23 protein-coding genes are annotated in these 24,989 nt (G+C 47.5%); 21 read left to right on the top strand and 2 right to left on the bottom strand.

The genetic code is table 11. The features are described 5' to 3' along the window. Positions 1-15: 15 nt before the first annotated feature. A complete protein-coding gene (locus BpJC4_RS13115) occupies positions 16-1,236 on the bottom strand; it encodes a nucleotidyltransferase (protein WP_172968369.1) in 1,221 nt (406 codons plus the stop codon). A 316-nt stretch (positions 1,237-1,552) separates the two neighbouring features. On the opposite strand from BpJC4_RS13115, the gene BpJC4_RS13110 reads away from it, so the two are divergent. The 4 genes from BpJC4_RS13110 to BpJC4_RS13095 all read left to right on the top strand — a co-directional run bounded on the left by BpJC4_RS13110 (position 1,553) and on the right by BpJC4_RS13095 (position 3,677). Further along, the gene (locus tag BpJC4_RS13110) at positions 1,553-2,095 is read left to right on the top strand and encodes a YceD family protein (RefSeq protein WP_151681378.1); all 543 of its coding nucleotides are present in this window, start codon (positions 1,553-1,555) and stop codon (positions 2,093-2,095) included. A gap of 53 nt (positions 2,096-2,148) precedes the next feature. Beyond that, positions 2,149-2,322 (top strand): 50S ribosomal protein L32, encoded by a 174-nt coding sequence (gene rpmF / locus BpJC4_RS13105; RefSeq protein ID WP_151681377.1) that lies wholly within the window; start codon positions 2,149-2,151, stop codon positions 2,320-2,322. A gap of 138 nt (positions 2,323-2,460) precedes the next feature. Continuing rightward, a complete protein-coding gene (locus BpJC4_RS13100) occupies positions 2,461-2,991 on the top strand; it encodes an RsfA family transcriptional regulator (protein WP_151698009.1) in 531 nt (176 codons plus the stop codon). Between the two features lie 119 nt (positions 2,992-3,110). Beyond that, positions 3,111-3,677 carry an HD domain-containing protein gene (locus BpJC4_RS13095; RefSeq protein WP_151698008.1) on the top strand — a complete coding sequence of 189 codons (567 nt, stop codon included), beginning with the start codon at positions 3,111-3,113 and terminating at the stop codon, positions 3,675-3,677. 105 nt (positions 3,678-3,782) lie between these two features. On the opposite strand, the gene BpJC4_RS13090 is transcribed toward BpJC4_RS13095, so the two are convergent. Next, positions 3,783-4,283 carry an N-acetyltransferase gene (locus BpJC4_RS13090; RefSeq protein WP_151681375.1) on the bottom strand — a complete coding sequence of 167 codons (501 nt, stop codon included), beginning with the start codon at positions 4,281-4,283 and terminating at the stop codon, positions 3,783-3,785. A 228-nt stretch (positions 4,284-4,511) separates the two neighbouring features. Between BpJC4_RS13090 and BpJC4_RS13085 the strand changes: the two genes are divergently transcribed. The 17 genes from BpJC4_RS13085 (at position 4,512) to spoIIGA (ending at position 24,973) form a co-directional block, all read left to right on the top strand. Beyond that, complete coding sequence (locus tag BpJC4_RS13085; RefSeq protein ID WP_151698007.1) at positions 4,512-5,399, top strand: 2-dehydropantoate 2-reductase; 888 nt, start codon at positions 4,512-4,514, stop codon at positions 5,397-5,399. Between the two features lie 81 nt (positions 5,400-5,480). Next, a complete protein-coding gene (gene bshC, locus BpJC4_RS13080) occupies positions 5,481-7,100 on the top strand; it encodes a bacillithiol biosynthesis cysteine-adding enzyme BshC (RefSeq protein ID WP_151698006.1) in 1,620 nt (539 codons plus the stop codon). Positions 7,101-7,230: 130 nt separating this feature from the next. Then, positions 7,231-7,662 carry a division/cell wall cluster transcriptional repressor MraZ gene (gene mraZ / locus BpJC4_RS13075; RefSeq protein ID WP_151681372.1) on the top strand — a complete coding sequence of 144 codons (432 nt, stop codon included), beginning with the start codon at positions 7,231-7,233 and terminating at the stop codon, positions 7,660-7,662. A gap of 27 nt (positions 7,663-7,689) precedes the next feature. Then, positions 7,690-8,622 (top strand): 16S rRNA (cytosine(1402)-N(4))-methyltransferase RsmH, encoded by a 933-nt coding sequence (rsmH, locus tag BpJC4_RS13070; RefSeq protein ID WP_151681371.1) that lies wholly within the window; start codon positions 7,690-7,692, stop codon positions 8,620-8,622. Between the two features lie 21 nt (positions 8,623-8,643). Next, the gene (ftsL, locus tag BpJC4_RS13065) at positions 8,644-9,003 is read left to right on the top strand and encodes a cell division protein FtsL (protein WP_151681370.1); all 360 of its coding nucleotides are present in this window, start codon (positions 8,644-8,646) and stop codon (positions 9,001-9,003) included. After that, positions 9,000-11,141: a penicillin-binding protein gene (locus tag BpJC4_RS13060; protein WP_151698005.1), complete on the top strand. Its 2,142-nt coding sequence runs from the start codon at positions 9,000-9,002 to the stop codon at positions 11,139-11,141. Before ftsL ends, BpJC4_RS13060 begins: the two co-directional genes overlap by 4 nt. A 186-nt stretch (positions 11,142-11,327) precedes the next feature. Then, a complete protein-coding gene (locus BpJC4_RS13055; protein ID WP_151698004.1) occupies positions 11,328-13,244 on the top strand; it encodes a stage V sporulation protein D in 1,917 nt (638 codons plus the stop codon). A 196-nt stretch (positions 13,245-13,440) separates the two neighbouring features. Then, positions 13,441-14,898 carry a UDP-N-acetylmuramoyl-L-alanyl-D-glutamate--2,6-diaminopimelate ligase gene (locus BpJC4_RS13050; protein WP_151698003.1) on the top strand — a complete coding sequence of 486 codons (1,458 nt, stop codon included), beginning with the start codon at positions 13,441-13,443 and terminating at the stop codon, positions 14,896-14,898. A gap of 4 nt (positions 14,899-14,902) precedes the next feature. After that, positions 14,903-15,352 (top strand): hypothetical protein, encoded by a 450-nt coding sequence (locus BpJC4_RS13045; protein ID WP_151681366.1) that lies wholly within the window; start codon positions 14,903-14,905, stop codon positions 15,350-15,352. Next, positions 15,349-16,323, top strand: coding sequence for a phospho-N-acetylmuramoyl-pentapeptide-transferase (gene mraY, locus BpJC4_RS13040; protein ID WP_151681365.1), 975 nt, complete (start codon positions 15,349-15,351; stop codon positions 16,321-16,323). The genes BpJC4_RS13045 and mraY overlap by 4 nt, the downstream gene beginning before the upstream one ends. Before the next feature lies 1 nt (position 16,324). Then, positions 16,325-17,680: a UDP-N-acetylmuramoyl-L-alanine--D-glutamate ligase gene (gene murD, locus BpJC4_RS13035; protein WP_151681364.1), complete on the top strand. Its 1,356-nt coding sequence runs from the start codon at positions 16,325-16,327 to the stop codon at positions 17,678-17,680. A gap of 95 nt (positions 17,681-17,775) precedes the next feature. Continuing rightward, positions 17,776-18,876, top strand: a complete 1,101-nt coding sequence (spoVE, locus tag BpJC4_RS13030; protein ID WP_151681363.1) for a stage V sporulation protein E — start codon at positions 17,776-17,778, stop codon at positions 18,874-18,876. A gap of 179 nt (positions 18,877-19,055) precedes the next feature. Next, positions 19,056-20,156, top strand: a complete 1,101-nt coding sequence (murG, locus tag BpJC4_RS13025; protein ID WP_151698002.1) for an undecaprenyldiphospho-muramoylpentapeptide beta-N-acetylglucosaminyltransferase — start codon at positions 19,056-19,058, stop codon at positions 20,154-20,156. Positions 20,157-20,187: 31 nt separating this feature from the next. Further along, a complete protein-coding gene (locus BpJC4_RS13020) occupies positions 20,188-20,955 on the top strand; it encodes a cell division protein FtsQ/DivIB (RefSeq protein ID WP_151681361.1) in 768 nt (255 codons plus the stop codon). Between the two features lie 316 nt (positions 20,956-21,271). Then, positions 21,272-22,567 (top strand): cell division protein FtsA, encoded by a 1,296-nt coding sequence (gene ftsA, locus BpJC4_RS13015; protein ID WP_151698001.1) that lies wholly within the window; start codon positions 21,272-21,274, stop codon positions 22,565-22,567. A gap of 93 nt (positions 22,568-22,660) precedes the next feature. After that, positions 22,661-23,791, top strand: a complete 1,131-nt coding sequence (ftsZ, locus tag BpJC4_RS13010) for a cell division protein FtsZ (RefSeq protein WP_151681359.1) — start codon at positions 22,661-22,663, stop codon at positions 23,789-23,791. A 255-nt stretch (positions 23,792-24,046) separates the two neighbouring features. Further along, a complete protein-coding gene (gene spoIIGA, locus BpJC4_RS13005) occupies positions 24,047-24,973 on the top strand; it encodes a sigma-E processing peptidase SpoIIGA (RefSeq protein ID WP_151698000.1) in 927 nt (308 codons plus the stop codon). The last annotated feature ends 16 nt before the right edge of the window (positions 24,974-24,989 follow it).

Genomic DNA, 24,989 nt, shown 5'->3' with positions numbered 1-24,989 from the left:
CGGCGGGCTTTCGGTTTACCGTAACGGTTCGCCAACCATGAGCGGCGGCCTGCTGTATTCCCGGTGGAGCAGGTTATCCCTGCCGTTTTTTGTGAGGGGGAGCGCATAAATATGCGCCGCCCTGCTATCAAGTTCGATCAGCGGTCCAAGACTTGCCGAAAATTTGGAAACCACCGGTACAGGGACATTTTTTTTGATACGGTGCAAATAAGCCCTCCCTTTTTCGTTCATGGCGAGCAGCCTGATGTATTCCGGCTTTGCCGCGTGCCTTTTCATTTCATCTTTTGTTGTATTCGTTAAAATATGGGTGCACATTCTTTGGATCCTTGTCCATGTATACCGTTTTGTTTTTACTTTTTTCATAAAACTTTCAAAATCATCTGCGGCAATCGCCGCTTTTTTTAATCGGTACTCAATTCCTTCTTCCACTTCGCAAATGTTGCGCAGTTCTTCATGGGAGGCGGAAATGAGCCTGTAGCGCAAAAAAGGCCAGTAAATTCCCCAATGGTGGAAGGTTCCCGTTTCTTTCAGGCAGCGGGTAAGCAATGCATAAGACTGTTTCGGGACCACCGTGCGGATTGAAGCCGGATCGTTGTCCCGCATCAAAGTTTTCCGGATCGCGGTCGCGCTTGCAATTGTTTCATCCGCAAACGCTTCGTCATGGTGCTGTGCCGATTTCCTTGCGACCGTGAAGGCCTCCATACCGGTATTTTTCTTTGCAGCGGCAAGCATATAGTGGAACCCAAGAATGTTATTTGGAGAACTTAAATCGAGCACATCTCCTGCCCCGAGTTTGTTTAAACTGTTAGCCAGTGCTTGCGGGTAGCTGATCCCGTTTTTCATCCCGCACCGGACATAAGTGTTAAAAACAGATTCGTTTTTGAGCAGAACCGATACGGCCCGGCGGAACTTTTCAATATCCCCGGACTCGCTGCCAAAACAGAAATTGCGGCACTGTAAAGCATCCAAAATGGCAATCCCACCGGATCCGAAACTTTCGGCCTGCTGCACGGCAAACGCATACGGCAGTTCCACAACCAAATCCGCGCCGCATAATACCGCCATCTCCGCCCGCGCCCACTTTGAAACAAGCGCAGGTTCCCCCCGCTGCATAAAATAGCCGCTCATGACGGCGATGATACAATCCGCCCCTGTCAGCCGCCGCGTCTCGCGGATATGGTGGAGATGCCCGTTGTGAAAGGGATTGTACTCCACAATTATCCCGGTACTGATCACTTTTTTGACCTCCTTTTTAAAATTGGAATGCTTTCTATGTTTTTTCCGGTACAGACTGTGATAAATTATTTTTAACATAACCGGCAAAAAAAGCAATCTTTACAGGGGGGTGATTTTTTGAAGGTTGCGATTTGACTGGCTCATGCGGGAATGACGGGCCGGGCGTGGCAGCCGGAATATGCGATATACAAAAGTACGTACGCAGTGCCTTGCAGAAAACGAAACAGTTTTGGGCATAATGGGATGTAAAGGAAAAATATTGACAAACGGTATAAGGAAAGCTATAATTACCTTTGTTGCCTTGGGGTGATTTGAAGTGAAATGGTCTACCATTCAGTTGCAAAAATTTCGTGGCAAGAGTTTTGATATAGATGAATCTGTTGACATTACAAAAGATTTAATGGAAATGGATTCGGAAATCCGCGGGGCTTCTTTGTTCCAAGTAACGGGCAATGGGAATGTCTCCAGGGACAGGGTGACGTTTGACCTTCATATTGAAGGGAAACTCGTGTTGCCTTGTGCCAGGACTCTTGCCGATGTGGATTACCCAATTGATTTGAAATCGACAGAAACGTTTCTTCTTGAGCCTTCTGAATATGAAGGCGCTGAAGATGAAGAAGTGCATATTGCCGAAAATGAGGTCATCGACTTGATCCCGGTTATGAAAGAACTGATTTTGCTGGACATTCCAATGCAGGTTTTCAGCGAAGAAGCGAAAAAAGCAGAACTTCCGCATACCGAAAACTGGCAAGTGTTGACGGAGGACCAGTATTTGGAGATGGGGCAGCAGGCGGAAAAAAAGGTGGATCCGCGGCTGGCCGGCCTGGCAAAATTTTTTGAACAAGATTCTGAAAAATAACCGAAACGGTTCGGCTTGCATTATTGCTTATCTCTTATAAGGAGGTGGGAAGAATGGCTGTACCTTTCAGAAGAACTTCTAAAACTGCAAAAAGAAAACGCCGTACACACTTCAAATTGCAAGTGCCTGGCATGGTCGAATGCCCAAATTGCGGTGAATTGAAAATGGCGCACCGCGTTTGCCCATCCTGCGGGACATACAAAGGCAAAGATGTTGTGAACAAATAATTGAAAAAGAGCACGGGGTAGGTTCATCCCGTGCTTTTTTAATCATTGTTGCCCCGTAGAAATTTTATCAAGCTTCCCAGTCTATCTTTTCTATTAACGGCATATGAATAGTATTAATTAATGGTTGGGGGGGTTCATATGCCGACAGTCAGACAGGATGCTTGGACGCAGGAAGAAGACTTGCTGCTGTCAGAAATCGTTCTGCGCCATATCAGGGAAGGGAGCACGCAGCTGCAGGCATTTGAAGAAGCAGGTAAGCAAATGAACCGCACGGCCGCGGCATGCGGATTCAGATGGAATTCCTATGTGAGGAAACAGTACAAGGCCGAAATTGAAATGGCGAAAAAACAGAGAAAAGAGAGGAAGAAGCTGATCCGTGAACCTGCGGAAACGGCTTCGGAAGCGGAAAAGCCGACGGAGGCCGTGGAAAGCGAGGCTTCATTATTCGATGCCATTCGTATTCTCCAGAAAATTGCTGAAAAAAGCAAACAGGAGAATAAACAAGTTACAGATGTGCAGCGCGGTGCCGATGAATGGAAATTAAAATACGAGGAACTACTCGGGATGTACCAGGAAGAAAGGGAAAAGCATGAGCAGCTGCAAAAAGAATACAGCGCGCTTCTGTCGATTATGGAAAAAGCGAGGAAACTGGTTGAGCAGGAAGTATAAAAGATAACGGATATTCCCCTGCATTTTTAATAAAAGCGGGGGATTTTTGCTTGTCAGCCCATGTTCTCCCGATACATATGTTAAACTGGAGAAAAACTTGGAGGGAGTATTCATTCGGGATGGAAGACGTAGAGAAGGTGCTCGGATTTGTAAAAGAATTGGAAAGGCTCAAGGATGCTGAACGGACAGCGTGGACGGGAAACGGCAGGCGTGAAAGCGTTGCGGAACATACATTCCGGCTGGCACTCTTTGCGTTTGCGCTCGCAGAAGATTTTCCCGGTATCCAAATGGACAGGGTGATCCTGATGTGCCTTGTCCATGATCTTGGTGAAGCTTACGCCGGAGATATCTCTGCTGTAGTGGGAGAAGACCGTGAAAAAAAGCTGCAGCGTGAAAGGCTTGCTATTGAAAAACTTACGGTCGGGTTGCCGGAGCTGCGGAGCAAGATTCTGAGCTTATGGGAGGAGTACAACAGGGGGGAATCCCGCGAAGCTATGCTGGTTAAAGCGCTGGATAAAATGGAAACGATCCTGCAGCACAATCAGGGAAAAAACCCGCCCGGCTTTGACTATCAATTTATTTTGTCGTACGGAAAAGGACTGGCAGGCTGGCATCCGGTTTTAAAAGCAATCAGAAAACAAATTGACAAGGAAACGCGGAAGAATGCCGTCAACCATCTCGCATGATGCACTACTATTTTCTTTCCCGGTAAGCGGAAAGAAGTAAATCGTTTTAGGCTGCACCCCCGTGATAAGTAAAAAAGAACCGGGGATCCGGTTCTTTTTGGCGGATCAAGATGAGGCCTGTTTTTTGTCCTGTTTGGCATCCTGCAGTTTGACGCCTTCCGGAAGCCAAACAAACGGGTTTTCGCTCAAGTCGCGCTCAACATTATAGGAAACGGGCTGGAATCCCATCTTTTCCCAAAAACCCCTTGATTTCAGGCGGGCATTTGTTTTAATCGGGAGCCCGAAGCTTTTAGCAAAATCAACGAGCGCCCTCCCGTAATTTTTAAATTGGTAGTTTGGGAGCACTTCCAGCTTCCACAGTTCCAAAAATTTTTGAGGGGGGTCAAAATATAAATCATATTTCGCATCCCGTTCGTAAAGGCTCATGCGCGCGACCAGCTTATCGGCAAAATAAATGCCGTAAAAAGGCGAATCGCAGTTGTCTTCAATGATATTATCCTGTAAATCTTCCAGCATGGACAGTTCCTGTGCCCCGTACTCTTTAAACTGTTTAAATTCTTCCAGCGTTTTGTAATTCACTTTTAACCTTTCCACTTTATAAGACATATCAATTCCCCTATCCCTCGTTGAAGTTCTGTCCCTTGGCTTGCGTATGGTACGCTGCCTGTTCGCGTAAAGCCTATTGTTATTATAATTATATAACAAACGGCGGCAAGAATGAAAGAAATACGTGTAAGCGATCGCAAGAAATTTTATTCCGGTAAAAATTTCTTTCCAAGCCGGAAATTGCCTGATAAAATGTGGAAAAGAAATGACAGAAAAGGGGCGGTTGCGATGAAAATCGGGATCATTGGCGCCGGCGCGGTCGGTTTATTGTATGGCGGCTGGCTTGGCAAGTTTCATGAAGTGACCATGTTTCCAAGAACAAAAGAACAGGCGCGGCTGTTAAACGAAAAAGGGATCACGGTAAAAGGCGGCATGTCCCCGTTCACCGTCTCCGTAAAAGCACAAGAAACGCCTGTATCCCCCGGCACGCAGGAACTGGTCATTGTTACGGTAAAACAGTACGACTTAAGCGGTGCGGCCGCCATATTGAAAAAAATGGACACCGCAATTCCGGTGCTGTTTTTGCAAAACGGGATGGGCCATCTTCCACTTTTGGAAGAACTTCCGCAAGAAAGGATCCTTGTCGGAACGGTGGAGCACGGCGCCGCCCGCATCGATGCCGTGACGGTTGCACAAAACGGCCGCGGAAAAACGAATCTTGCTTTTTTCCGGGGAAATTGGGAAGGAATTGCCGCACTGCTTGAAACCGCGCCAGATGCTTTTCCGTTTCGGCTGCTTCCGGATTATGAAATCATGCTTTTGCGCAAATGCTTTGCCAACGCCATGATCAATCCTTTGACCGCTGTTTTAAAAGTGAAAAACGGGTTACTTTTAACAAACCCGCATTATGCGAACGTGTTCCGTGCTGTTTTTGAAGAGCTGATCGCGCTTTTTCCAAAGCTTTCAAGGGAAGAAATGTGGGAGGAAGTCACCGGCATCTGCCGGAATACGAAAGAAAATGAATCCTCCATGCTGAAAGATGTGAAAAAAGGGGCGCGGACCGAAATTGACGCCATTCTCGGGTTTATGCTTGAAACCGCTGCCCGGAAGGAAAAGGAAATTCCGGTATCGGCCGCGCTGTATGAAATGGTGAAAGGGATGGAAAGAAGGAATTAAAGCAGTCTTTTTTCCTTTTTTTCGCAAAAATGCTATACTCAATGAGAAAATCAATGATGACAAGAAAGGAAGAATCTATTGATGGAACTGGAAAACTTTTCAATTCCAGCAACGAACCGGTTTGCTTCCCTTTACTTAGAGCAAAAGCCTCCTGTAAAGGATTTTTTTCATTATGATATAATGGATTCTTCTTTTTTTCAAAGAAGAGTGGAAGATTTACAAAAACGGACGTTTCCCCGGGAGCAGCTTGCAGATTGTATCAGGAGTTTTATGGAGAAATTTGGTATTACACCGGAGATACACCGGTCTTTGCAAAAATTAAGGCAGGAAAACGCCGCCGTTGTGATCGGGGGCCAGCAGGCCGGGCTTTTAACTGGGCCGCTTTATACGATCCATAAACTTATATCGATCATCAAGCTTGCCCAGATGCAGGAGGAAGCGCTTCACATCCCGGTCGTGCCCGTCTTCTGGATTGCGGGCGAGGACCACGATTATTTGGAAGTGAACCATGTTTTTACCGTGTGCGGCAGAAGCTTGAAAAAATTAAACTATACCGAAGGGCCGCTTCAGAAAAAAATGATTTCCGATACAAAGCCGGATCGTGCCCATTTAAAAAAATGGATACATAAAGTATTTGAAACATTCGGAGAAACAAAACATACAAAAAAGGTTCTTGCCCAGCTTGAAAAATTTGTGGACCAGTCCGAAAGCTTGACCGATGCTTTCGCATTTATCGTCCATGATCTTTTTCATGAATACGGCGTGCTTCTGATTGATTCGGCCGATCCGCGCCTGCGGGAAATAGAGGCGCCGTTTTTCGTGCGGATCATCCGGGAATATGAAACGATTACGGCAGCGGTATTTGCGCAGCAGGAAAAAATGGCTAAGTTCGAATTCCCGAAAGCAATCGACATCTCGCGACGGGCGCTGAACCTTTTTTATTACGATGGGACGGAGCGCATCCTGCTCGAATATGACCCGGAACAAGGCGGATTTACCGGGAAAAACGGCAGCGTCTTTTTTACAAAAGAACAATTGTTGGAAATTTCCCGCCAAACTCCAGAACGTTTAAGCAATAATGTCGTGACGCGGCCGCTTATGCAGGAATGGCTGTTTCCAAGCCTCGCATTTATCGGGGGGCCGGGAGAAATTGCCTATTGGGGTGAACTGAAGCAGGCATTTGAGAAAATCGGCTTCCTGATGCCGCCCTTGGTGCCGCGGCTGAACATCACCCTGCTGGAACGTTCCATCCAAAGGGATATTAAGGAACTTGGACTCGAGATCGAACAGGTGTTAAAGCACGGAACAGCGGAAGAACGGCAAGCGTACTGGAATTCCGTTAAAGATGAAAATTTGGATGCCTTAATCAGTGAAACGGAAGCGATGCTTGAAACCCAATATGATGCGATTCTATCCGCTGTCAGTAAAGGGCTTGAGCCGCTTGCCCGCAAAAACTTGAACTTCCATCTCAACCAGCTTGCTTTTTTGCAGCGGAAAATCAATGAGGATATCGAACGGAAGCATGATGTGATGCTTGAAAAATATGCGCGGATTGAACGTGCGCTGCGACCGGACGGTATCCCACAGGAAAGGGTATGGAATATTTTTTATTTTCTGAACAAATATGGAAAAGATTTGATCCGTGACCTTCTGTCGTTGCCGTACACGTTTGACGGCACGCATAAATTGGTGAAAATTTAACCGGCTTCGTATGGGGCCGGTTTTTTGTGCAAATGCAGGAAATTTCCGCACAGGGGAGAATATAAAAAATAGAGTGGTGAAAGGTGGGGGATTGTGGTAAATTATTAATATGAAGTGGGAGGCGCCGACTATGTTCATGGGAGAATACCAGCATAACATCGATACAAAAGGTCGCCTGATTGTTCCGGCCAAATTCCGTGAACAGCTTGGCGATACATTTGTTATCACGCGCGGGCTTGACCGCTGCATATTCGGCTATCCCATGGATGAATGGAAATTGGTTGAAGAAAAACTAAAATCCCTACCATTAACGAAAAAAGATGCACGCGCATTTACACGTTTTTTCTTTTCAGGGGCGACCGAATGCGAGTGGGACAAGCAGGGACGCATCAATATCCCGGCTCCGCTCCTTGCATATGCCCAATTGGAAAAAGAATGCGTCGTGCTCGGCGTTTCCAATCGAATTGAGATTTGGAGCAAAGGTTTATGGGAAGAATATTTTTCAAAATCGGAGGAGTCTTTTGCGGAAATTGCGGAGAACCTCATTGATTTTGACCTTTAACTGCTTCGATTGGATAGGAGACCTAATATGTTTGAACACACAACAGTATTGTTAAAAGAGGCGGTCGACGGGCTCAATGTTAAACCTTATGGGATATACGTCGACTGTACGCTTGGCGGCGGGGGCCACAGCGGATACCTGCTCTCGAAACTGTCGGGGGAAGGCCGTCTTTACGCTTTCGACCAAGATGAAACTGCGATTCAGCATGCCAGGGAAAAATTCCAAAACGATTTAAACAGAATAACATTGATTAAAAGCAATTTTCGGCATTTAAAAACGGAATTGGAAGCGCGCGGCGTGGAAAAGGTTGACGGAATCATGTACGATTTGGGCGTTTCGTCCCCGCAGCTCGATACGCCGGAACGCGGGTTCAGCTACCAGCACGATGCGCCGCTTGATATGAGGATGGACCTCGATTCGCCGCTTACTGCATACGAAATCGTAAACCACTGGTCGTATGAGGATCTGGTCCGCATCTTTTTCCGCTACGGGGAAGAAAAATTTTCAAAACAAATCGCCCGAAAAATAGAAGCGCACCGTGCAAAAGAAAACATCCGAACAACCGGCCAGCTCGCCGATATTATTAAAAAAGCGATCCCCGCACCTGCGAGAAGAAAAGGCGGGCATCCGGCCAAAAGGGTGTTCCAGGCGATCCGGATTGCCGTGAACGACGAATTGTCCGCTTTTGAAGAATCATTAACGGATGCCATCGCGCTTTTGAAACCGGGCGGGCGGATCAGCGTTATCACCTTTCATTCTTTGGAAGACCGCATTTGCAAAAATATATTTAAAGAAAACAGCAGTGTGAAAGATTTGCCACACGGACTGCCTGTCATACCGAAAGCATATGAGCCCGCTTTAAAAATCATCACCAAAAAACCCATCGTTCCAAGCGAAGAAGAAGTGGGCGGAAACAACCGGTCAAGGTCGGCTAAACTGCGCATTGCGGAAAAATGTTAAGGGAAAAAAGGAGGGAGCATTTTGAGCAATTTAGCAAGACAGCCTAAAACAACAATAGAACGGCAGAAGCAGGTTGAAACAAGGCTGCAGCCTGTCAAAAGAAGAGCGCAAATCACTTTAGGGGAAAAGATCATCGCAAGCATTTTTGTTTTGTTCGTTGTGTTTATGGGGGTCCGGATTGTTTCGACGGAAGCCGCCATCTATAATGTCAACAAATCGATTGAAAACACGAAAACAACGATCCAAAGCAAAAACAAAGTCACCGATGATTTGAAAATGCAGGTAAGCGAGTTAAGCCGCTATGACCGCATTTACGAAAAAGCGAAGGAACTTGGCTTAAAGCTTGATGAGAATAATGTCAAGGTTGTTGAAAATAAATGAGATCAAGAAAACTGAATACAAATACGGGGGCAGCGATATTATTTATAATATTCGGTCTGTCCTTTTTTATCATTACTGTAAGGTTTTTGACGATTGAAATTACCGGTCAGGTCGATGGGAAAGTGCTGGCGGCCAAGGCGGCCAAAAAATATATGCGGACAAGCGTCATCCAAGCGCAGCGCGGCAACATATACGACAGCAACGGGGATCCCATAGCCGAAAATGTTGTTTCCTATAATTTGGTCGCCATTTTGAGCCCAAAAGCGACGATCGACCCGAGCCATCCGAAACATGTAGTCAACCCCCGTAAAACCGCAGAAGCCCTCGCCAAATATATCGACATGCCCGAATCGAAAATCTATGAGTTGTTGACGCGGAAAGGGCGGTTCCAGGTTGAGTTTGGAAAAGCCGGTGAGGATATTTCCTATCAAGTCAAACAGAAAATTGAAAAATTGAACCTCCCCGGGATCGTATTTGAACCTGCTTCAAAACGCGCTTATCCGAACGGTGCGTTTGCCTCGCACTTGGTCGGTTACGCCCAAAAAAGCAGCAACAGCGCCCAGCTGACAGGCGTGATGGGCATTGAAAAAAGCATGAACAGCGCCTTACAGGGAAAAGACGGGAAAATCAAATATGAAGGAGATTTTTGGGGTTATATCCTGCCGAACTCAAGCAAAAAGGTTACAAAACCGAAAGATGGGGAAGATGTGTATTTAACGATTGATAAAAAGATCCAGTCTTTCGTTGAAGACGCTTTGAACAAGGTGCAGAAGGAATATAACCCGAAAAAAACCGTTGTCATCGTCGCTGACCCAAAAACCGGAAAAATTTTGGCGATGGGGCAGCGGCCGACATTCAACCCGGAAACGAGGGAAGGCTTGAGCGCTTCATGGCATAACGAAGCAGTCGAAACCGCCTATGAGCCGGGCTCGACAATGAAAATCTTTACGCTCGCGGCGGCCGTCCAGGAAGGCGTCTTCCACCCGTATGCGACATACAAGTCGGGGGAATTCCGTGTAAAAAATGTCCCGACCCCGATCAAGGACCATAATGGCGGCGTAGGCTGGGGCAAAATCACCTTCCTCGAAGGCCTGCAGCGCTCCTCAAACGTCGCGTTTGCTACGCTGCTCGATTATATTAAACAAGATAAGTTCAAGCAGTATTTGGAAGCATTCGGTTTCGGGAAGCCGACGAAAATCGGCTTGCCGAACGAAGCTTCCGGGAAAATTTTATACAATTACGCGATTGAACGGTATACGACCACATTCGGCCAGGGCACGACCGTCACCGCCTTGCAGATGGTACAAGCGGCAACAGCAATCGCCAATGATGGAAAAATGATGAAGCCGTATGTTGTTGAAAAAGTGGTCAACCCCGATAACGGGAAAGTAAAAGAAACGAAACCGACTGTTGTCGGCAATCCGATCAGCGCGGAAACGGCCAAAAAGGTCCGTGATTATTTGCGCACGGTTGTGACGAACAAAAAAACAGGTACCGGAACGGCCTATAATATTCCGGGTTATTCTGTTACCGGAAAAACCGGGACCGCGCAAATTCCGAACCCGAACGGAAGCGGGTATATGACCGGCACGGACAATTACATTTTTTCGTTTCTCGGAATGGCGCCAAAAGATGATCCGAAACTGATCGTTTACGCCCTTGTCCAGCAGCCCCATTTAAAAGCGGGCGAGCTTGGAAGCGAACCGGTAAAAGACCTGTTTAACCCGATTATGAAAAACAGTCTGCAGTATTTAAACATTAAGCCGGAAAAAATGGGAACCGCAAGTACCGTGGCGCTTCCGGACTTTACCGGCAAAGGTCGGCAGGATGCGGAGTCGGAAGCGAAAGCTTTAAAACTGACGCCTGTCGTGCTCGGCGACGGCGATACTATAACGGGTCAGCTGCCGGAAACAAAAGAGAAACTGCTGCCGGACGGGAAAGTGCTCCTGAAAACAAACGGCAAGATGATCATCCCGGATTTCAGCGGATGGTCAAAGCGTGACGTGACAAGCGCCGCGAAACTGCTCGGGCTCCGCTTAAAAATGGACGGGGAAGGCTACGCCGTATCTCAAAGTATTCCGGCAAAATCAAAAGTAAAATCCGGGCAGACCATAACTGTGAGGTTTGAGAATCCATAAATGATGAAAAAAGCAAGCCATACGCCAGGCTTGCTTTTTTCATGCACCCCGCAACTCCGTGTCTAGAGAATGTACTAGCAGGAAAAGTACAAGCATATAAATGGGTGTAAAGGCAACAGGGGGACTGCCTGTCCGGCTTCAATACGGTCGATTGAAAAAAGTTCGGACGAATAAGGAGGCGCGGTCTTGAAGCGTGTATCAAATGTTACGGTAAGAAAGCGGCTTGTTTTTATTTTGTTGTCCGGGATTGTTATTTTCAGCATTATGGACGTCCGGCTCGGGTATGTACAGTTTGGGCTTGGGGACATGTTGACGAACAGGGCGAAAGAATTATGGAGCAGGAGCATTCCTTTTGAAGGGAAGAGGGGAAAAATAGTGGATAGAAACGGCGTGCCGATTGCCATTAATCAAAGTGCCCCGACAATATTCGTCATTCCAAGGCAGGTAAAAGATCCGTCCAAAACGGCTGAAAAATTGGGAAATGTCCTGAAAGCCGACCGGGAAAACATTTATAAAGAAATTACAAAAGCGACTTCGATTGTCAGAATCAAAGAAGGAAGGAAAATCAGCAATGAAAAAGCAAATGCCGTGCGCAGACTCGGGCTTTCCGGCGTCTATATCGCGGAAGATTCAAAACGGTATTATCCGTTCGGCAGTTATCTTTCCCATGTGCTTGGGTTTACCGGTGCCGACAACCAGGGGTTGACGGGGCTGGAATTGTATTATGACGATGCATTGAGCGGGCAAAAAGGGGCTGTCGAGTTTTACACCGATGCGAAGGGGAAGAAAAAGATGTCGGACATGTCCGATGAATATGAGCCCCCGAAAAACGGGCTGGATTTAAAACTCACGATCGATACAAAAGTCCAGACGATTATTGAACGGGAGCTCGATAATGCGGAAAAGAAATACCATCCGGACGGGCTGATTGCGATTGCGATGGATCCGAATACGGGGGAAATCCTCGGCATGTCGAGCAGGCCGACATACCGGCCGGACAATTACAAATATGTTCCCCAGAAAGTATACAATCGCAACCTGCCGATATGGAGCACATATGAGCCTGGATCGACATTTAAGATCATCACCCTTGCCGCAGCGCTTGAAGAAAAGAAAGTGAATTTGACAAAAGATAAGTTTTACGACTCCGGTGCCGTGGAAGTCGGCGGCGTAACGCTGCACTGCTGGAAAAGAGGCGGGCACGGCAGCGAAACCTTCCTTGAAGTCGTCCAAAATTCGTGTAACCCAGGCTTTGTAGAGCTCGGTGAAAGATTAGGGAAAAAGACGCTGTTTAATTATATCCGCAAATTCGGGTTTGGGGAAAAAACCGGCATCGATCTTTCGGGAGAAGCTTCTGGTATTTTGTTTAATTCAAACAAGGTCGGCCCAGTCGAACTGGCAACGACCGCTTTCGGCCAAGGGGTATCCGTCACGCCGATCCAGCAGGTTGCGGCGGTGTCGGCTGCCATTAACGGCGGCATTCTTTACAAGCCTTATATTGCGAAAGAATTGGTTGATCCCGCAACAGGGGAAGTGGTGATGCGGAAAACGCCGGTTGCAAAAAGAAGGGTTATTTCGGAAAGCACGTCAAAACAAATCCGCTATGCACTTGAGACCGTTGTGGCGCAAGGAACTGGAAAAAATGCATACGTTGACGGCTACCCGATCGGCGGCAAAACGGGAACGGCGCAAAAAGCAAAAAACGGGCGCTACCTAGAAAATAACTATATTTTGTCTTTCATCGGTTTTGCTCCGGCGAACAATCCAAAAATCGTCGTTTATTTGGCTGTCGATAATCCGAAAAATACAGTTCAGTTCGGCGGACAGGTCGCCGCGCCAATTGCAGGGACCATTATCGGAGACAGCCTGCGCGCGATGGGCATCAAGCCTGTAAAAAAACAGATGGAAAAAGAAAAAAGCTATTTTGAAACGCCAAACGTAACGGTGCCGGATTTGATCGGGCAGACAAAAAATGACATTCTGAACGATGATTATAACTTTAAACTTGATGTCAGCGGATCCGGCGATAAAGTCATCAAACAATCCCCGGAACCCGGCGCCAAAGTGGAGGAAGGTTCGACCATCCGGATTTATATGAAGTGAAAAAAGGGGCGGCACCCCAAGCCTGCCGCCCCTTTTAGCCGGATTTTCCCACTTGCCGGGCCCTAAATCCGTACTTTTTTAAAATAAATGCCATGCTTCATAGCTTAATGGCCGTTTTTTTTGTACAATAGAAAAGGACTTTGTTCAATCGGGAACTTTAGCTGCATTGTTTTTGCAATAGGAAGGGTTGAGAAAAGTGGATTTACATACATTAATGCGGGCATTGCCGTTTGCCAAAGTGCCTGAAGAAAATCCGGAAATTACCGGGCTTGTCCAGGATAACCGGCTGGTTACAAAAAACAGCCTGTTTATATGTATCAAAGGCTATACCGTTGACGGGCACAATTTCGCGGAAGATGCGGAAAAAAGGGGCGCGGCCGCCATTTTGGCCGAAAAGCCGCTCAATGTGGGTGTGCCGGTCATTGTTGTCCGCAATACGAAACGTGCGATGGCCATCCTTGCCGATATGTTTTACGGGCAGCCGTCGCGCAAACTCCATTTGGTCGGCATTACCGGAACAAACGGGAAAACGACGACCAGCCATATCATCGAAAAGATTTACCGGGACGCAAGCAGAAGTACCGGCATGATCGGCACGATGTATATGAAAATCGGCGATGAAACATTGAAAACGAAAAACACGACACCAGACAGCCTGACGCTGCAAAAAACATTCCATGAGATGGTGGAGCGCGGCGTAACAGACTGTGTCATGGAAGTATCCTCACATGCTCTGGTTGAAGGGAGGGTGCACGGCTGCGATTATGATATCGCTGTTTTTACGAATTTGACGCAGGATCATCTCGATTACCATAAAACTATGGCGGAATACCGGCGCGCGAAAAGTTTATTGTTTTCGCAGCTCGGCAATTCCTATCCGCAAAGCAGGCCGAAATATGCTGTTTTAAATGTGGATGACCCTGCCTCAAAAGAGTTTGAACAGGTGACTGCAGCACCTGTGATTACGTACGGTATCGAACATGAGGCGGATTTCATGGCACAAAATATCGTAATGGATGCGGGAGGCACTGCGTTTACACTTGTTACGCCTTATGAAAAGCGGGAAATCAACCTGCAGCTTGCCGGGAAATTCAGCGTTTATAATGTGCTGGCAGCCGTCGCAGCGGGCTATATTTCCAATGTCCCGCTTGACTCGATCATCAAAACCGTTGAACAAATGGAAGGCGTGCGCGGCCGGTTTGAACTCGTAAAAGGCGGCCAGGATTTTACCGTTATCGTTGACTATGCGCATACGCCGGACAGCCTGGAAAATGTGTTAAAAACGATCAGGCAGTTTGCCAAGAAAAACATTTTTGTCGTCGTAGGCTGCGGTGGCGACCGCGATAAAACGAAAAGGCCGATCATGGCCCAAATCGCCTGTAAGTACGCAACCGATCCGATTTTTACATCGGATAATCCGCGCAGTGAAGATCCACTCGACATTTTGTGCGATATGGAAAAGGGCGCTGAGGGCCAAAAATACGATGTGATCCCCGATCGCAGGGAAGCGATCAAAGCGGCCATTCTCCGCGCGCATGCTGGGGATGTCGTGCTGATCGCAGGAAAAGGTCATGAAACGTATCAAGTCATCGGCAATGAAGTGCATGATTTTGATGACCGGAAAGTTGCACTGGATATGATAAAGGAGCGGTGAAAGTATGTTATCTTTTGGGGACGTTAACCATCTTTTCAGTTTGGTGCACGGAATAAAAGATTTTACGCTGCAATTTGCAACTGTCAGCGTGTTTGCGGATAAAAAGCAGCCGAAAGGATTGTATATTCCGCTGAACGGGGAGCCGGACATCAACAGGGCAATTGCAAGCGGGGCCATCACGGCGCTTTGGAAAAAGGATACGCCGGTTCCGCGATATATCCCGAATGATTTTCCGCTGTTTGCGGCGGAAGGTTTTGATGCCGCCTTCTTAAAAATTGTGCAATATTATCTTAAACAAATAGAAAGCAAGGATTTTGATATGAAGACATCTTTTATTTTTTACGGCCCGGAATGCCGGGACATGAAGCCTCATACATATGATTTGGCCGGCCGGGAAGGCAAGGCTTTGCTGCTTCAAGCTTGCAATCGCTGGAAAGGGAGGGGAAAGGCATGATGGAGCAAGTGATCTTTTTTACGACGCTCATGGCTTTCCTTATTTCTGTGCTGCTCTCTCCTGTGTTTATCCCTTTTTTAAGAAGATTAAAATTCGGTCAGAGCATCCGGGAAGAAGGACCGAAATCGCACCAGAAAAAATCCGGGACGCCGACAATGGGCGGGGTGATTATCCTGCTTTCGATTGTTGCGGCAACTTTGATCATGAGCGGAAAATTTTCGGAACCGACCGTCAAGACGTATCTGCTTTTATTGGTGACGATTGGTTTCGGGCTGCTCGGATTTTTGGATGATTTTATTAAAGTGGTAATGAAGCGGAATCTCGGGCTAACTTCGAAGCAGAAGCTGCTCGGTCAGATTATCGTTGCGGTGATTTTTTATGTGATTTTCCGGCAGTTCCACTTATCTTCGGAAGTCTCCATTCCGTTTACGGACAAATCGGTCCATCTCGGCTGGTTTTATTTCGTGGTGATCATTTTGTGGCTCGTCGGATTTTCCAATGCAGTCAATCTGACAGACGGGCTTGACGGGCTCGTATCCGGGACGGCAGCGATTGCTTTTGGTGCATTCGCCGTTTTGGCATGGAACCAGTCGCAGGTGGACGTGGCGTTGTTTTGTGTCGCTGTTGTCGGGGCGGTGCTCGGGTTCCTCGTTTTTAACGCGCACCCGGCAAAAGTATTTATGGGCGATACCGGATCGCTGGCGCTTGGCGGTGCGATTGCAACAGTATCGATCCTGACCAATCTGGAAATCCTTTTGATCGTGATTGGCGGCGTATTTGTCATCGAAACCTTGTCTGTTATTCTGCAAGTGATATCATTTAAGACAACGGGGAAAAGGATTTTCAGGATGAGCCCGCTGCACCACCATTATGAGCTGGCCGGCTGGTCTGAATGGCGTGTGGTCGTTACATTCTGGGCGGTAGGCCTGTTGTGTGCGATTTTAGGAATTTATATCGAGGTGTGGATGTAATATGAAAAATATAAAAGATTATGAGCATAAAAAAGTATTGGTGCTGGGGCTGGCAAAAAGCGGGGTGAGTGCGGCCTCGCTTTTGCATAAGCTCGGGGCATTTGTGACGGTCAACGACTACAAGCCGCTGGAAGAGAATGCAGAAGCGCAAGGGCTTTTGGAGCAGGGGATTAAAGTCATTTGCGGGAGCCATCCGATTGAACTTTTGGACGAAGGATTTGAACTGATTGTAAAAAATCCGGGCATCCCGTACACAAACCCGCTCGTTGCGGGAGCGATTGAAAAAGGCATCCCGGTCATAACCGAAATCGAACTGGCTTATAAAATTGCGGAATGTGAAATGGTCGGGATTACGGGCACAAACGGAAAAACAACGACGACGACGCTGATTTATGAAATCTTTAAGGCAGACCGGAACCTTGATCCGTTAATTGCCGGGAACATCGGCACGGTGGCTTCAAGTGTGGCGCAAAAAGCAACAGCAAACCAGCAGATGATTGTGGAATTGTCGTCTTTCCAGCTGATGGGCGTTCAAACATTCAGGCCGCATATTGCCATCATTACGAATATTTATGAAGCCCATCTCGATTACCATGGGACAAAACAAGCTTATGCAAAAGCAAAATCAAATATTACAAGGAACCAGACGGAAGACGATTTTCTCATCCTGAACCATGCCCAGCCGGATCTGTGGGATCTCGTTTCATTTACGAAAGCAAAAATCATTCCGTTTTCCACAAAGGAATATTTGGAGGACGGAGCGTCCATAAAAGACGGCAGCATCATGTGGAAGGGCAAAAAAATGATGGACCGCAGCGAAGTTGTCCTGCCGGGTGACCATAATCTGGAAAATATTTTGGCGGCTGTGGCGGCTTCGAAATTAATGGGTGCTAGTGATGAAGCAATCCGCGAAGTGCTGAAGACTTTTAAAGGTGTTAAGCACCGTACACAATACATCGGCGAAATCGAAGGCCGGAAATTTTACAACGACTCAAAAGCAACGAATATTCTCGCCTGCAAAGCCGCGCTGAAAGCATTCCATCAGCCGGTGATTTTGCTGGCCGGGGGGCTTGACCGAGGAAACGGGTTTGACGAACTGATCCCGAGTCTGAAATATGTAAAGGCTTTGATCACGTTCGGGGAAACTGCGCCGAAACTGGAAAGCACTGCAAAAAAAGCTGGCATTCCGGTCGTCCTGCGCGTCGAGAATGTGGAAGAAGCCGTTCCGGTTGCCTGGGAATTATCTGAGCCGGGCGATGTTATTCTGTTGTCTCCCGCATGCGCAAGCTGGGACCAGTATAAATCTTTTGAAATTCGTGGTGATATTTTCGTCGACGCCGTGCATAAGTTAAGATAAGGGCTTGGACGAATGGCTATTTGCTCCGCACGCCGGTTTTTCCGCCGCCTGTGCGGCACTTCTACGGCCCTAATTCTTTTCTGGGGTGTTCGCGGATGCCGTCGAAAAAAAACAATCCCGATCTTTTGTTGATCATCGCCACCTTATCTTTGCTGGCGGTCGGCCTGATTATGGTGTACAGCGCGAGCGAAATTGTGGCGGATTACAAATTTCATGATTCTTTTTATTTCCTGAAGCGGCAGCTGCTTTTTGCAGGGCTCGGCGTCGCGGCGATGTTTTTGGTCATGCGCATCGATTACTGGACGTGGCGCGCATGGGCGAAAACGATCCTGATCATATGTTTTGTTTTGCTCGTGCTCGTCTTGATTCCCGGCATCGGGCTTGAGCGGAACGGGTCGAGGAGCTGGATCGGGGTCGGCGCTTTCTCCATCCAGCCGTCCGAATTTATTAAAATGGCACTGATTGCCTTTTTGGCAAAATTTTTATCGGAAAACCAAAAGTACGTCACGTCTTTTAGAAAAGGGATGCTGCCCGCATTAAGCCTTGTTTTTATTGCCTTTGCGATGATTATGCTGCAGCCGGACCTCGGGACGGGGACGGTGATGTTCGGGACATGTATTGTCATGATTTTTGTCGCAGGTGCGCGTATTGCACATTTCGTGATGCTCGGGATGCTCGGGCTTGCCGGCTTTGTTGGTTTGATTTTATCGGCGCCGTACCGGATGGCGCGGATTACTTCTTTTTTGGATCCGTGGTCCGATCCGCGGGGGACGGGATTCCAAATTATCCAGTCGCTGTTTGCGATCGGGCCGGGCGGGCTGTTCGGCATGGGGCTCGGGGAAAGCAAACAGAAATTTTTCTATCTTCCCGAGCCGCAAAACGATTTTATTTTTGCGATTTTGTCGGAAGAGCTCGGGTTTATCGGTGGGACTTTTGTCCTGGTTTTGTTCACCCTTTTGCTCTGGCGCGGGATCCGGATCGCGCTCGGGGCGCCGGATTTGTTCGGGAGCCTGCTTGCGGTCGGCATTATTTCGATGATTGCGATCCAGGTCGTGATCAATATCAGCGTGGTCATCGGTCTGATGCCGGTTACCGGGATCACGCTGCCGTTTATCAGCTACGGCGGATCTTCTTTAACTTTAATGCTTGTGGCGATCGGCGTGCTTTTAAACATCAGCCGCCATTCCCGTCTGTAAGCGGATAAAGAATCCCTCAAAAGGGGTTCTTTTTTTATTTAACATCCCGTTAACATTTTATTAATAATCGTTTTACTGGGGCCCCATTGTAGTTTAAAATATAGTATTATAGAAAAATGAATGTTCCAAACATACTATATTAAAATATTGCAAATGGATATTAGTTTGAGGTGGAAAAAATGAAAATTATTGTAAGCGGGGGCGGGACCGGCGGGCATATTTACCCTGCGCTGGCCTTGATCAGAACCATTAAGCAAAAACATCCAGATACGGAATGTTTATATATCGGAACGGATAGAGGCCTGGAGTCCAATCTCGTGCCGAGGGAAAACATCCCGTTTAAATCGATCCACATTACGGGCTTTAAGCGGTCCTTATCATTTGAAAATATTAAAACGGTTGTCCGCTTTCTCAAAGGGGTCAGCCAATGCAAAAAAATCATTAAGGAATTTAAGCCGGACGTAGTGATCGGGACCGGCGGCTATGTATGCGGCCCGGTGGTATATGCAGCTGCCAAATTGAACATTCCAACGATGATCCACGAGCAAAACAGCGTGCCCGGATTAACGAATAAATTTTTAAGCCGGTATGTCGATAAAGTGGCGATTTGCTTTGAATCGGCAAGAGAATTTTTTGATGAAAAAAAAGTTGTGCTGACAGGCAATCCGCGCGCTTCGGAAGTTGTGGGGGAAAGCAGCCGGAATGTTCTGGAGACGTTCGGCCTAAAAAAGGAGCCCCCGACCATCCTCATTTTCGGCGGAAGCCGCGGTGCAAGACCGATTAATGAAGCGGTTGTAAAATCACTTGCCAATTTTGCACAGAAAAAATACCAGGTGATTTATGTGACGGGTGATGTCCATTACGAGGCCGTCCAAAAAGAAATTGCCTTGATTGATGAAAAAGACAATGTCAAAGTGGTGCCGTTCATCCATAATATGCCGGAAGTACTGCGTGCGGTTGACCTTGTTGTTTCCAGGGCGGGGGCAACGACGCTTGCCGAATTAACGGCACTTGGCCTGCCGGGTATTTTAATTCCAAGCCCCTATGTGACCAATAATCACCAGGAAAAGAATGCGCGGACGCTTGTGGAAAGCGGTGCAGCGCTTATGCTGCTGGAGAAAGATTTATCCCCGTCAAAACTGGTGTCCTTAATTGACCGGATTTTGCTCGATAAGGACCAGCTGGTCAAAATGCGGATGGCTTCGCGCAACCTCGGGATCCGCGATGCTTCCTGGAGACTGTATGAAGTGATGGAAAACCTGGCCGCAGGAACGAAATAAAGGCTGGCGGAAGAATGAAGGGAGGAGCAAGATGGCGCGCTCCAATAAAAACATCGTATCGATAGAAGACCGGATTCCAAAATTGAAGCAGCAGCGCCGGCGCAAAACTAACCGGAGGCTGATCATGCTCTTGTCTACTTTTTTTACCCTGGTTATGCTGATTATTTATCTTGAGTCCCCGCTCAGCCGCGTCCATCATATCCGGATTGAAGGAAATGAGGCGGTCGGCAGGCAATTGATTTTGAAAAAAAGCGGCGTGACAACCAGTACAAACATTTGGAATATCCATAAAGAAGCCATTCAAAAGAAAATTGGCCAAATTCCTGAAATTGAATCTGTAAAAGTGGGCATTGCCCTGCCGAATAATCTGTACATAAAGGTGAAAGAACATGAGAAAATCGGTTATTTGCAGGAACAGGGGCGTTTTTTGCCGGTATTGGACAACGGCCGGATCGTCCGCCGCGCCATTCGCAATATCCCGGCCGACAGCCTGATTTTTTCGGGCTTTCGACAGGATCGGCATTTGCATGATATGATCGGGCAGATGCAAAAACTGCCGGATTCGATAACGAATGCCATTTCGGAAGTCCGGTATTCCCCTTCGAAAGTTGATGATGGGCTTGTCACGCTTTATATGAACAACGGTTTCGAAGTACGGGCAAGCATCGCGACGTTTGCCGAGAAAATGGTCCATTACCCTTCCATTATCAGCCAGATCGGACCTGGCAAAAAAGGCGTCATCGACCTTGAAGTCGGATCATATTTTAAAGCTTATGACACGGAAAAGAATGACCGGTAATCTTGCATATTTCGCTTTTCTCAATGTTCATCTTAGTGTAGACTTATGATGGAACCAAATTTTAGAAGCCGTTGGGTTTACGGCTGGTAATATTTTGCTTATCAAAAGAAAATGAAAAAAGTTCCGATTGAAAAAAGGGAATTTCATTCTAATGAAGAATACTTACTTTATATTATTCTTCTGTAATGGGGAAGGCAGGCGGGTTGATCAGACTGGAACAACGGAAACGGCCCGTTTGCGGACGGATTTCTTTTTTATTTGGTGATCATAATTCAGGCGGATAGATTGATAGAAAGGCAAAGGGAGGTGCCGCAGTATGAACAACAGTGAAATTTATGTGAGTCTTGACATCGGTACATCTACCACGAAAGTCATCATTGCCGAAATGGCCAATGATTCATTAAATATCATCGGGGTTGGCAATGTCAGGTCCGAGGGCATTAAGAAGGGTTCAATTGTAGATATAGATGAAACCGTCCTGTCGATCAGGCGTGCAATTGAACAGGCGGAGAGAATGGTCGGCATGAAAATTGACCATGTGATCGTCGGCATTGCGGGCAATCATGTGATGCTGCAGCCGTGCCATGGGGTTGTGGCCGTGCAGAGTGGAAACCGTGAAATAACAGATGGGGATGTACAAAGAGTAATGGATGCGGCGCAAGTGCTTTCTATTCCTCCCGAAAGAGAGATTGTTAACGTCATTCCAAAGCAATTCATTGTGGACGGTTTGGACGAAATTCATGATCCTCGCGGGATGATCGGCGTCAGGTTGGAGGTGGAAGGGGTTATTGTGACCACTTCCAAAACAATCTTACATAACACATTGCGCTGCGTTGAAAGGGCTGGCCTTACCATTGCGGAAATTGTTTTACAGCCGCTGGCAGCAGGTGCCATTGCGTTATCCAAAGACGAGATGGAACTTGGGACCGTATTGGTTGACATCGGTGGCGGATCCACAACTTTGGCTGTTTTTGAAAATGGCCATATCCAAACGACGAGTGTTTTGCCTGTCGGTGGAGACCATATTACAAAAGATTTGTCTATTTGTTTAAGAACTTCAACAGAGGATGCGGAAAGGATAAAACTGAAACACGGGCATGCATTCAGCCCGGATGCGCTGGAAGACGATGTTTTCGATGTGCAGATTATTGGCAGCGAACAAAAAGAACAATTTAACCAATTGCAAATTTCTGATATTATAGAAGCTAGATTAGAAGAAATCTTTTTGTTTGTCCAGAAGGAGCTAAAAAGAATCGGGATCCATGATTTGCCGGGAGGAATTGTTTTGACAGGAGGCACCGCAAACATGCCCGGCGTGCTTGAACTCGCACAAAGCGTCTTTCAAAACCGCGTAAGAGTTGCCATTCCGGACTATATCGGTGTCCGCGAACCGCAGTATACGACGGCAGTGGGATTGATCCAGTACGCTTGCAGGCACGCCCGGTTGCAGGGAAGGAATGTGAGTTCCCATGCGGTGGCGGCGGGGATGGAGTATGCAGAGCCGAAACCGGCCAAAAAGCCGCAATCAAAGCCAAGGCCAAAACAAGAGTCAAGGCAGGAAGAAAAAATTTCGTCCAAGATGAAAAAATTCTTTGGCCTGTTTTTCGAGTAGCCAGTGTCAAAACAAAAACGCGGCGTGGAATTGCCTTCCGGAAGCGGCAGGGCCGGAACAACGATATGCAATACGAATTAGGAGGATTAGTGAATGTTGGAGTTCGATACAAATTTAGACTCTTTAGCAACCATAAAAGTAATTGGGGTTGGCGGCGGCGGCAACAATGCCGTCAACCGCATGATTGAACATGACTTGCAGGGTGTTGAGTTCATTGCGGTCAACACCGATGCACAGGCTTTGAACCTTTCAAAAGCCGAAATCAAAATGCAGATCGGCGCAAAATTAACGCGCGGGCTGGGCGCCGGGGCGAATCCGGAAGTGGGGAGGAAAGCGGCCGAAGAAAGCAAAGAACAAATTGAGGAAGCTTTAAAGGGCGCGGATATGGTGTTTGTAACGGCCGGAATGGGCGGCGGAACCGGAACGGGGGCAGCACCGGTTATTGCGCAGATTGCAAAAGAATTGGGTGCTTTAACTGTCGGCGTTGTCACAAGGCCGTTTACGTTTGAAGGCCGCAAGCGCGCCACTCAGGCTGCAGGCGGGATCAATGCCATGAAAGAAGCGGTAGACACTTTAATTGTAATTCCAAACGACCGGCTTCTTGAAATTGTCGACAAAAGCACGCCGATGCTTGAAGCGTTCCGGGAAGCGGATAACGTGCTGCGCCAGGGTGTCCAGGGGATTTCCGACCTGATTGCTGTACCGGGTCTGATCAACCTTGATTTTGCAGATGTCAAAACGATCATGACGAATAAAGGATCCGCTCTTATGGGGATCGGGATTGCCTCCGGTGAAAACCGTGCGCAGGAAGCGGCGAAAAAAGCCATTTCATCCCCGTTGCTTGAAACATCTATCGATGGCGCGCAAGGCGTATTGATGAACATTACCGGAAGTACGAATTTAAGTTTGTATGAAGTACAGGAAGCAGCCGATATTGTCGCTTCGGCATCGGACCAGGAAGTGAACATGATCTTCGGGTCTGTTATCAATGACAGTCTGAAGGATGAAATCGTTGTAACGGTCATTGCAACCGGCTTTAATGAAGAAGCACAGGCGGCAAAACAGCAGCGCGCGCCGTTTGGGCAAGCAAAACCGGCTTTAAACCAGGTGAAGCGTGAAACGAAACACGAAGAGCCCCAGCCGGATCCCGGCCGTGCGGTTCAGTACAGCGAAGATACATTGGATATTCCGACGTTCTTAAGAAACCGGAACAGAAGAAAATAATGGAAAAGGCCTGTCTCCGCAAAAAGGTGTTTGCCTTAAGTGGCGGCGGGCTCTTTTTTATATCGTGAAACGGGAACCGGTTTTCCGATACACTGACAGTTTTCGAATAAAAAAATGAAAAGTTCTATTTTTTTGCCAGCAGGAACTGACATACTTTTATGCCGTTCATGCGGTATACTAGCCGTACAAAGAGGGGCGGGGCGCAAAAGGCGGCAGCCCTCGTCCCGTAAATGGGAAAGCCGGTGTGCAGGGGGGATGCGGTTGGTAGTATATATGGATGCCATTTGGCTATTGAATTTGCTTGCAGACAGCCTGCTTTTATGGCTGACAAGCATCGCTTTAAAGCGGAAAGTGCGTCTGTTCCGGATTTTGTTGGGCGGCCTCATCGGTTCAGGTATTATCATCATGGGTTTCATCTCTTCACTTTCCCGTTTTGCCGGCAATCCGTTTATGAAACTGGCCTTTTCTGTAGCCATGGTGTTTGCGGTTTTCGGCTATAAAAGATGGCGCTATTTTTTTTCCAATTTGCTTACCTTTTATTTTGCCACATTCCTGATGGGGGGCATACTGATCGGTGTCCACTATTTTTTAAGCTTCCATTTTCAAATGGAGGTGAATGCACTGCTTGCAAGCACCAGGGGATTCGGCGACCCGGTCAGCTGGACATTCATTGTCATCGGGATTCCGGCTGCATGGGTTTTTTCAAAGAACCGGATCAAGGGAATTGAGGCGGCACAAATCAAGTACGACCAGCTTGTTGACGTGCACATCCGCATCGAGGATTGCGATTTTACCTTAAAAGGCCTCGTAGACAGCGGCAACCAGCTGTATGATCCGCTGACGCAGCTGCCGGCAATGGTTGTCTCTATCGTGCCGATCCGAGAAAAGCTTCCGGAAGAAGTTGCCGCCCTTGCGGAAGATGCGGACCGGCTAATGGAAGGAAAAACGGTGCTGCCGGATGGATGGGCCGGACGCGTCCGGCTTGTGCCGGCAAAAACGGTTGGAAAACAATCGCTTCTAGTTGCCTATAAGCCGGATGATGTTCGAATCACAAGTAACCACAAGACATGGAATGTAAAAAAAGCGCTTATTTCCTTTTCGGCGCAGCATTTATCCGGCGATGATGCATTCGGCTGCATTGTTCATCCGAAAATGATAGCAGAAGCCGCGCAATCCGCCTGATTTTGATTTGCCATAA

This window comes from Weizmannia acidilactici (genome assembly GCF_008974185.1).
Taxonomy (GTDB): Bacteria; Bacillota; Bacilli; order Bacillales; family Bacillaceae_C; genus Weizmannia; species Weizmannia acidilactici.
Note: the sequence above shows the minus strand (reverse complement) of the source record. Positions and strands in the feature narration are given on the sequence as shown.

Coding starts and splice junctions, on each gene's coding strand:
- rpmF (WP_151681377.1), top strand. CDS start 2,149: ATGGCTGTACCTTTCAGAAGAACTTCTAAAACTGCAAAAAGAAAACGC.
- BpJC4_RS13100 (WP_151698009.1), top strand. CDS start 2,461: ATGCCGACAGTCAGACAGGATGCTTGGACGCAGGAAGAAGACTTGCTG.
- BpJC4_RS13095 (WP_151698008.1), top strand. CDS start 3,111: ATGGAAGACGTAGAGAAGGTGCTCGGATTTGTAAAAGAATTGGAAAGG.
- BpJC4_RS13090 (WP_151681375.1), bottom strand. CDS start 4,283: ATGTCTTATAAAGTGGAAAGGTTAAAAGTGAATTACAAAACGCTGGAA.
- BpJC4_RS13085 (WP_151698007.1), top strand. CDS start 4,512: ATGAAAATCGGGATCATTGGCGCCGGCGCGGTCGGTTTATTGTATGGC.
- bshC (WP_151698006.1), top strand. CDS start 5,481: ATGGAACTGGAAAACTTTTCAATTCCAGCAACGAACCGGTTTGCTTCC.
- mraZ (WP_151681372.1), top strand. CDS start 7,231: ATGTTCATGGGAGAATACCAGCATAACATCGATACAAAAGGTCGCCTG.
- rsmH (WP_151681371.1), top strand. CDS start 7,690: ATGTTTGAACACACAACAGTATTGTTAAAAGAGGCGGTCGACGGGCTC.
- BpJC4_RS13060 (WP_151698005.1), top strand. CDS start 9,000: ATGAGATCAAGAAAACTGAATACAAATACGGGGGCAGCGATATTATTT.
- BpJC4_RS13045 (WP_151681366.1), top strand. CDS start 14,903: ATGTTATCTTTTGGGGACGTTAACCATCTTTTCAGTTTGGTGCACGGA.
- mraY (WP_151681365.1), top strand. CDS start 15,349: ATGATGGAGCAAGTGATCTTTTTTACGACGCTCATGGCTTTCCTTATT.
- murD (WP_151681364.1), top strand. CDS start 16,325: ATGAAAAATATAAAAGATTATGAGCATAAAAAAGTATTGGTGCTGGGG.
- spoVE (WP_151681363.1), top strand. CDS start 17,776: ATGCCGTCGAAAAAAAACAATCCCGATCTTTTGTTGATCATCGCCACC.
- murG (WP_151698002.1), top strand. CDS start 19,056: ATGAAAATTATTGTAAGCGGGGGCGGGACCGGCGGGCATATTTACCCT.
- BpJC4_RS13020 (WP_151681361.1), top strand. CDS start 20,188: ATGGCGCGCTCCAATAAAAACATCGTATCGATAGAAGACCGGATTCCA.
- ftsA (WP_151698001.1), top strand. CDS start 21,272: ATGAACAACAGTGAAATTTATGTGAGTCTTGACATCGGTACATCTACC.
- ftsZ (WP_151681359.1), top strand. CDS start 22,661: ATGTTGGAGTTCGATACAAATTTAGACTCTTTAGCAACCATAAAAGTA.
- spoIIGA (WP_151698000.1), top strand. CDS start 24,047: ATGCGGTTGGTAGTATATATGGATGCCATTTGGCTATTGAATTTGCTT.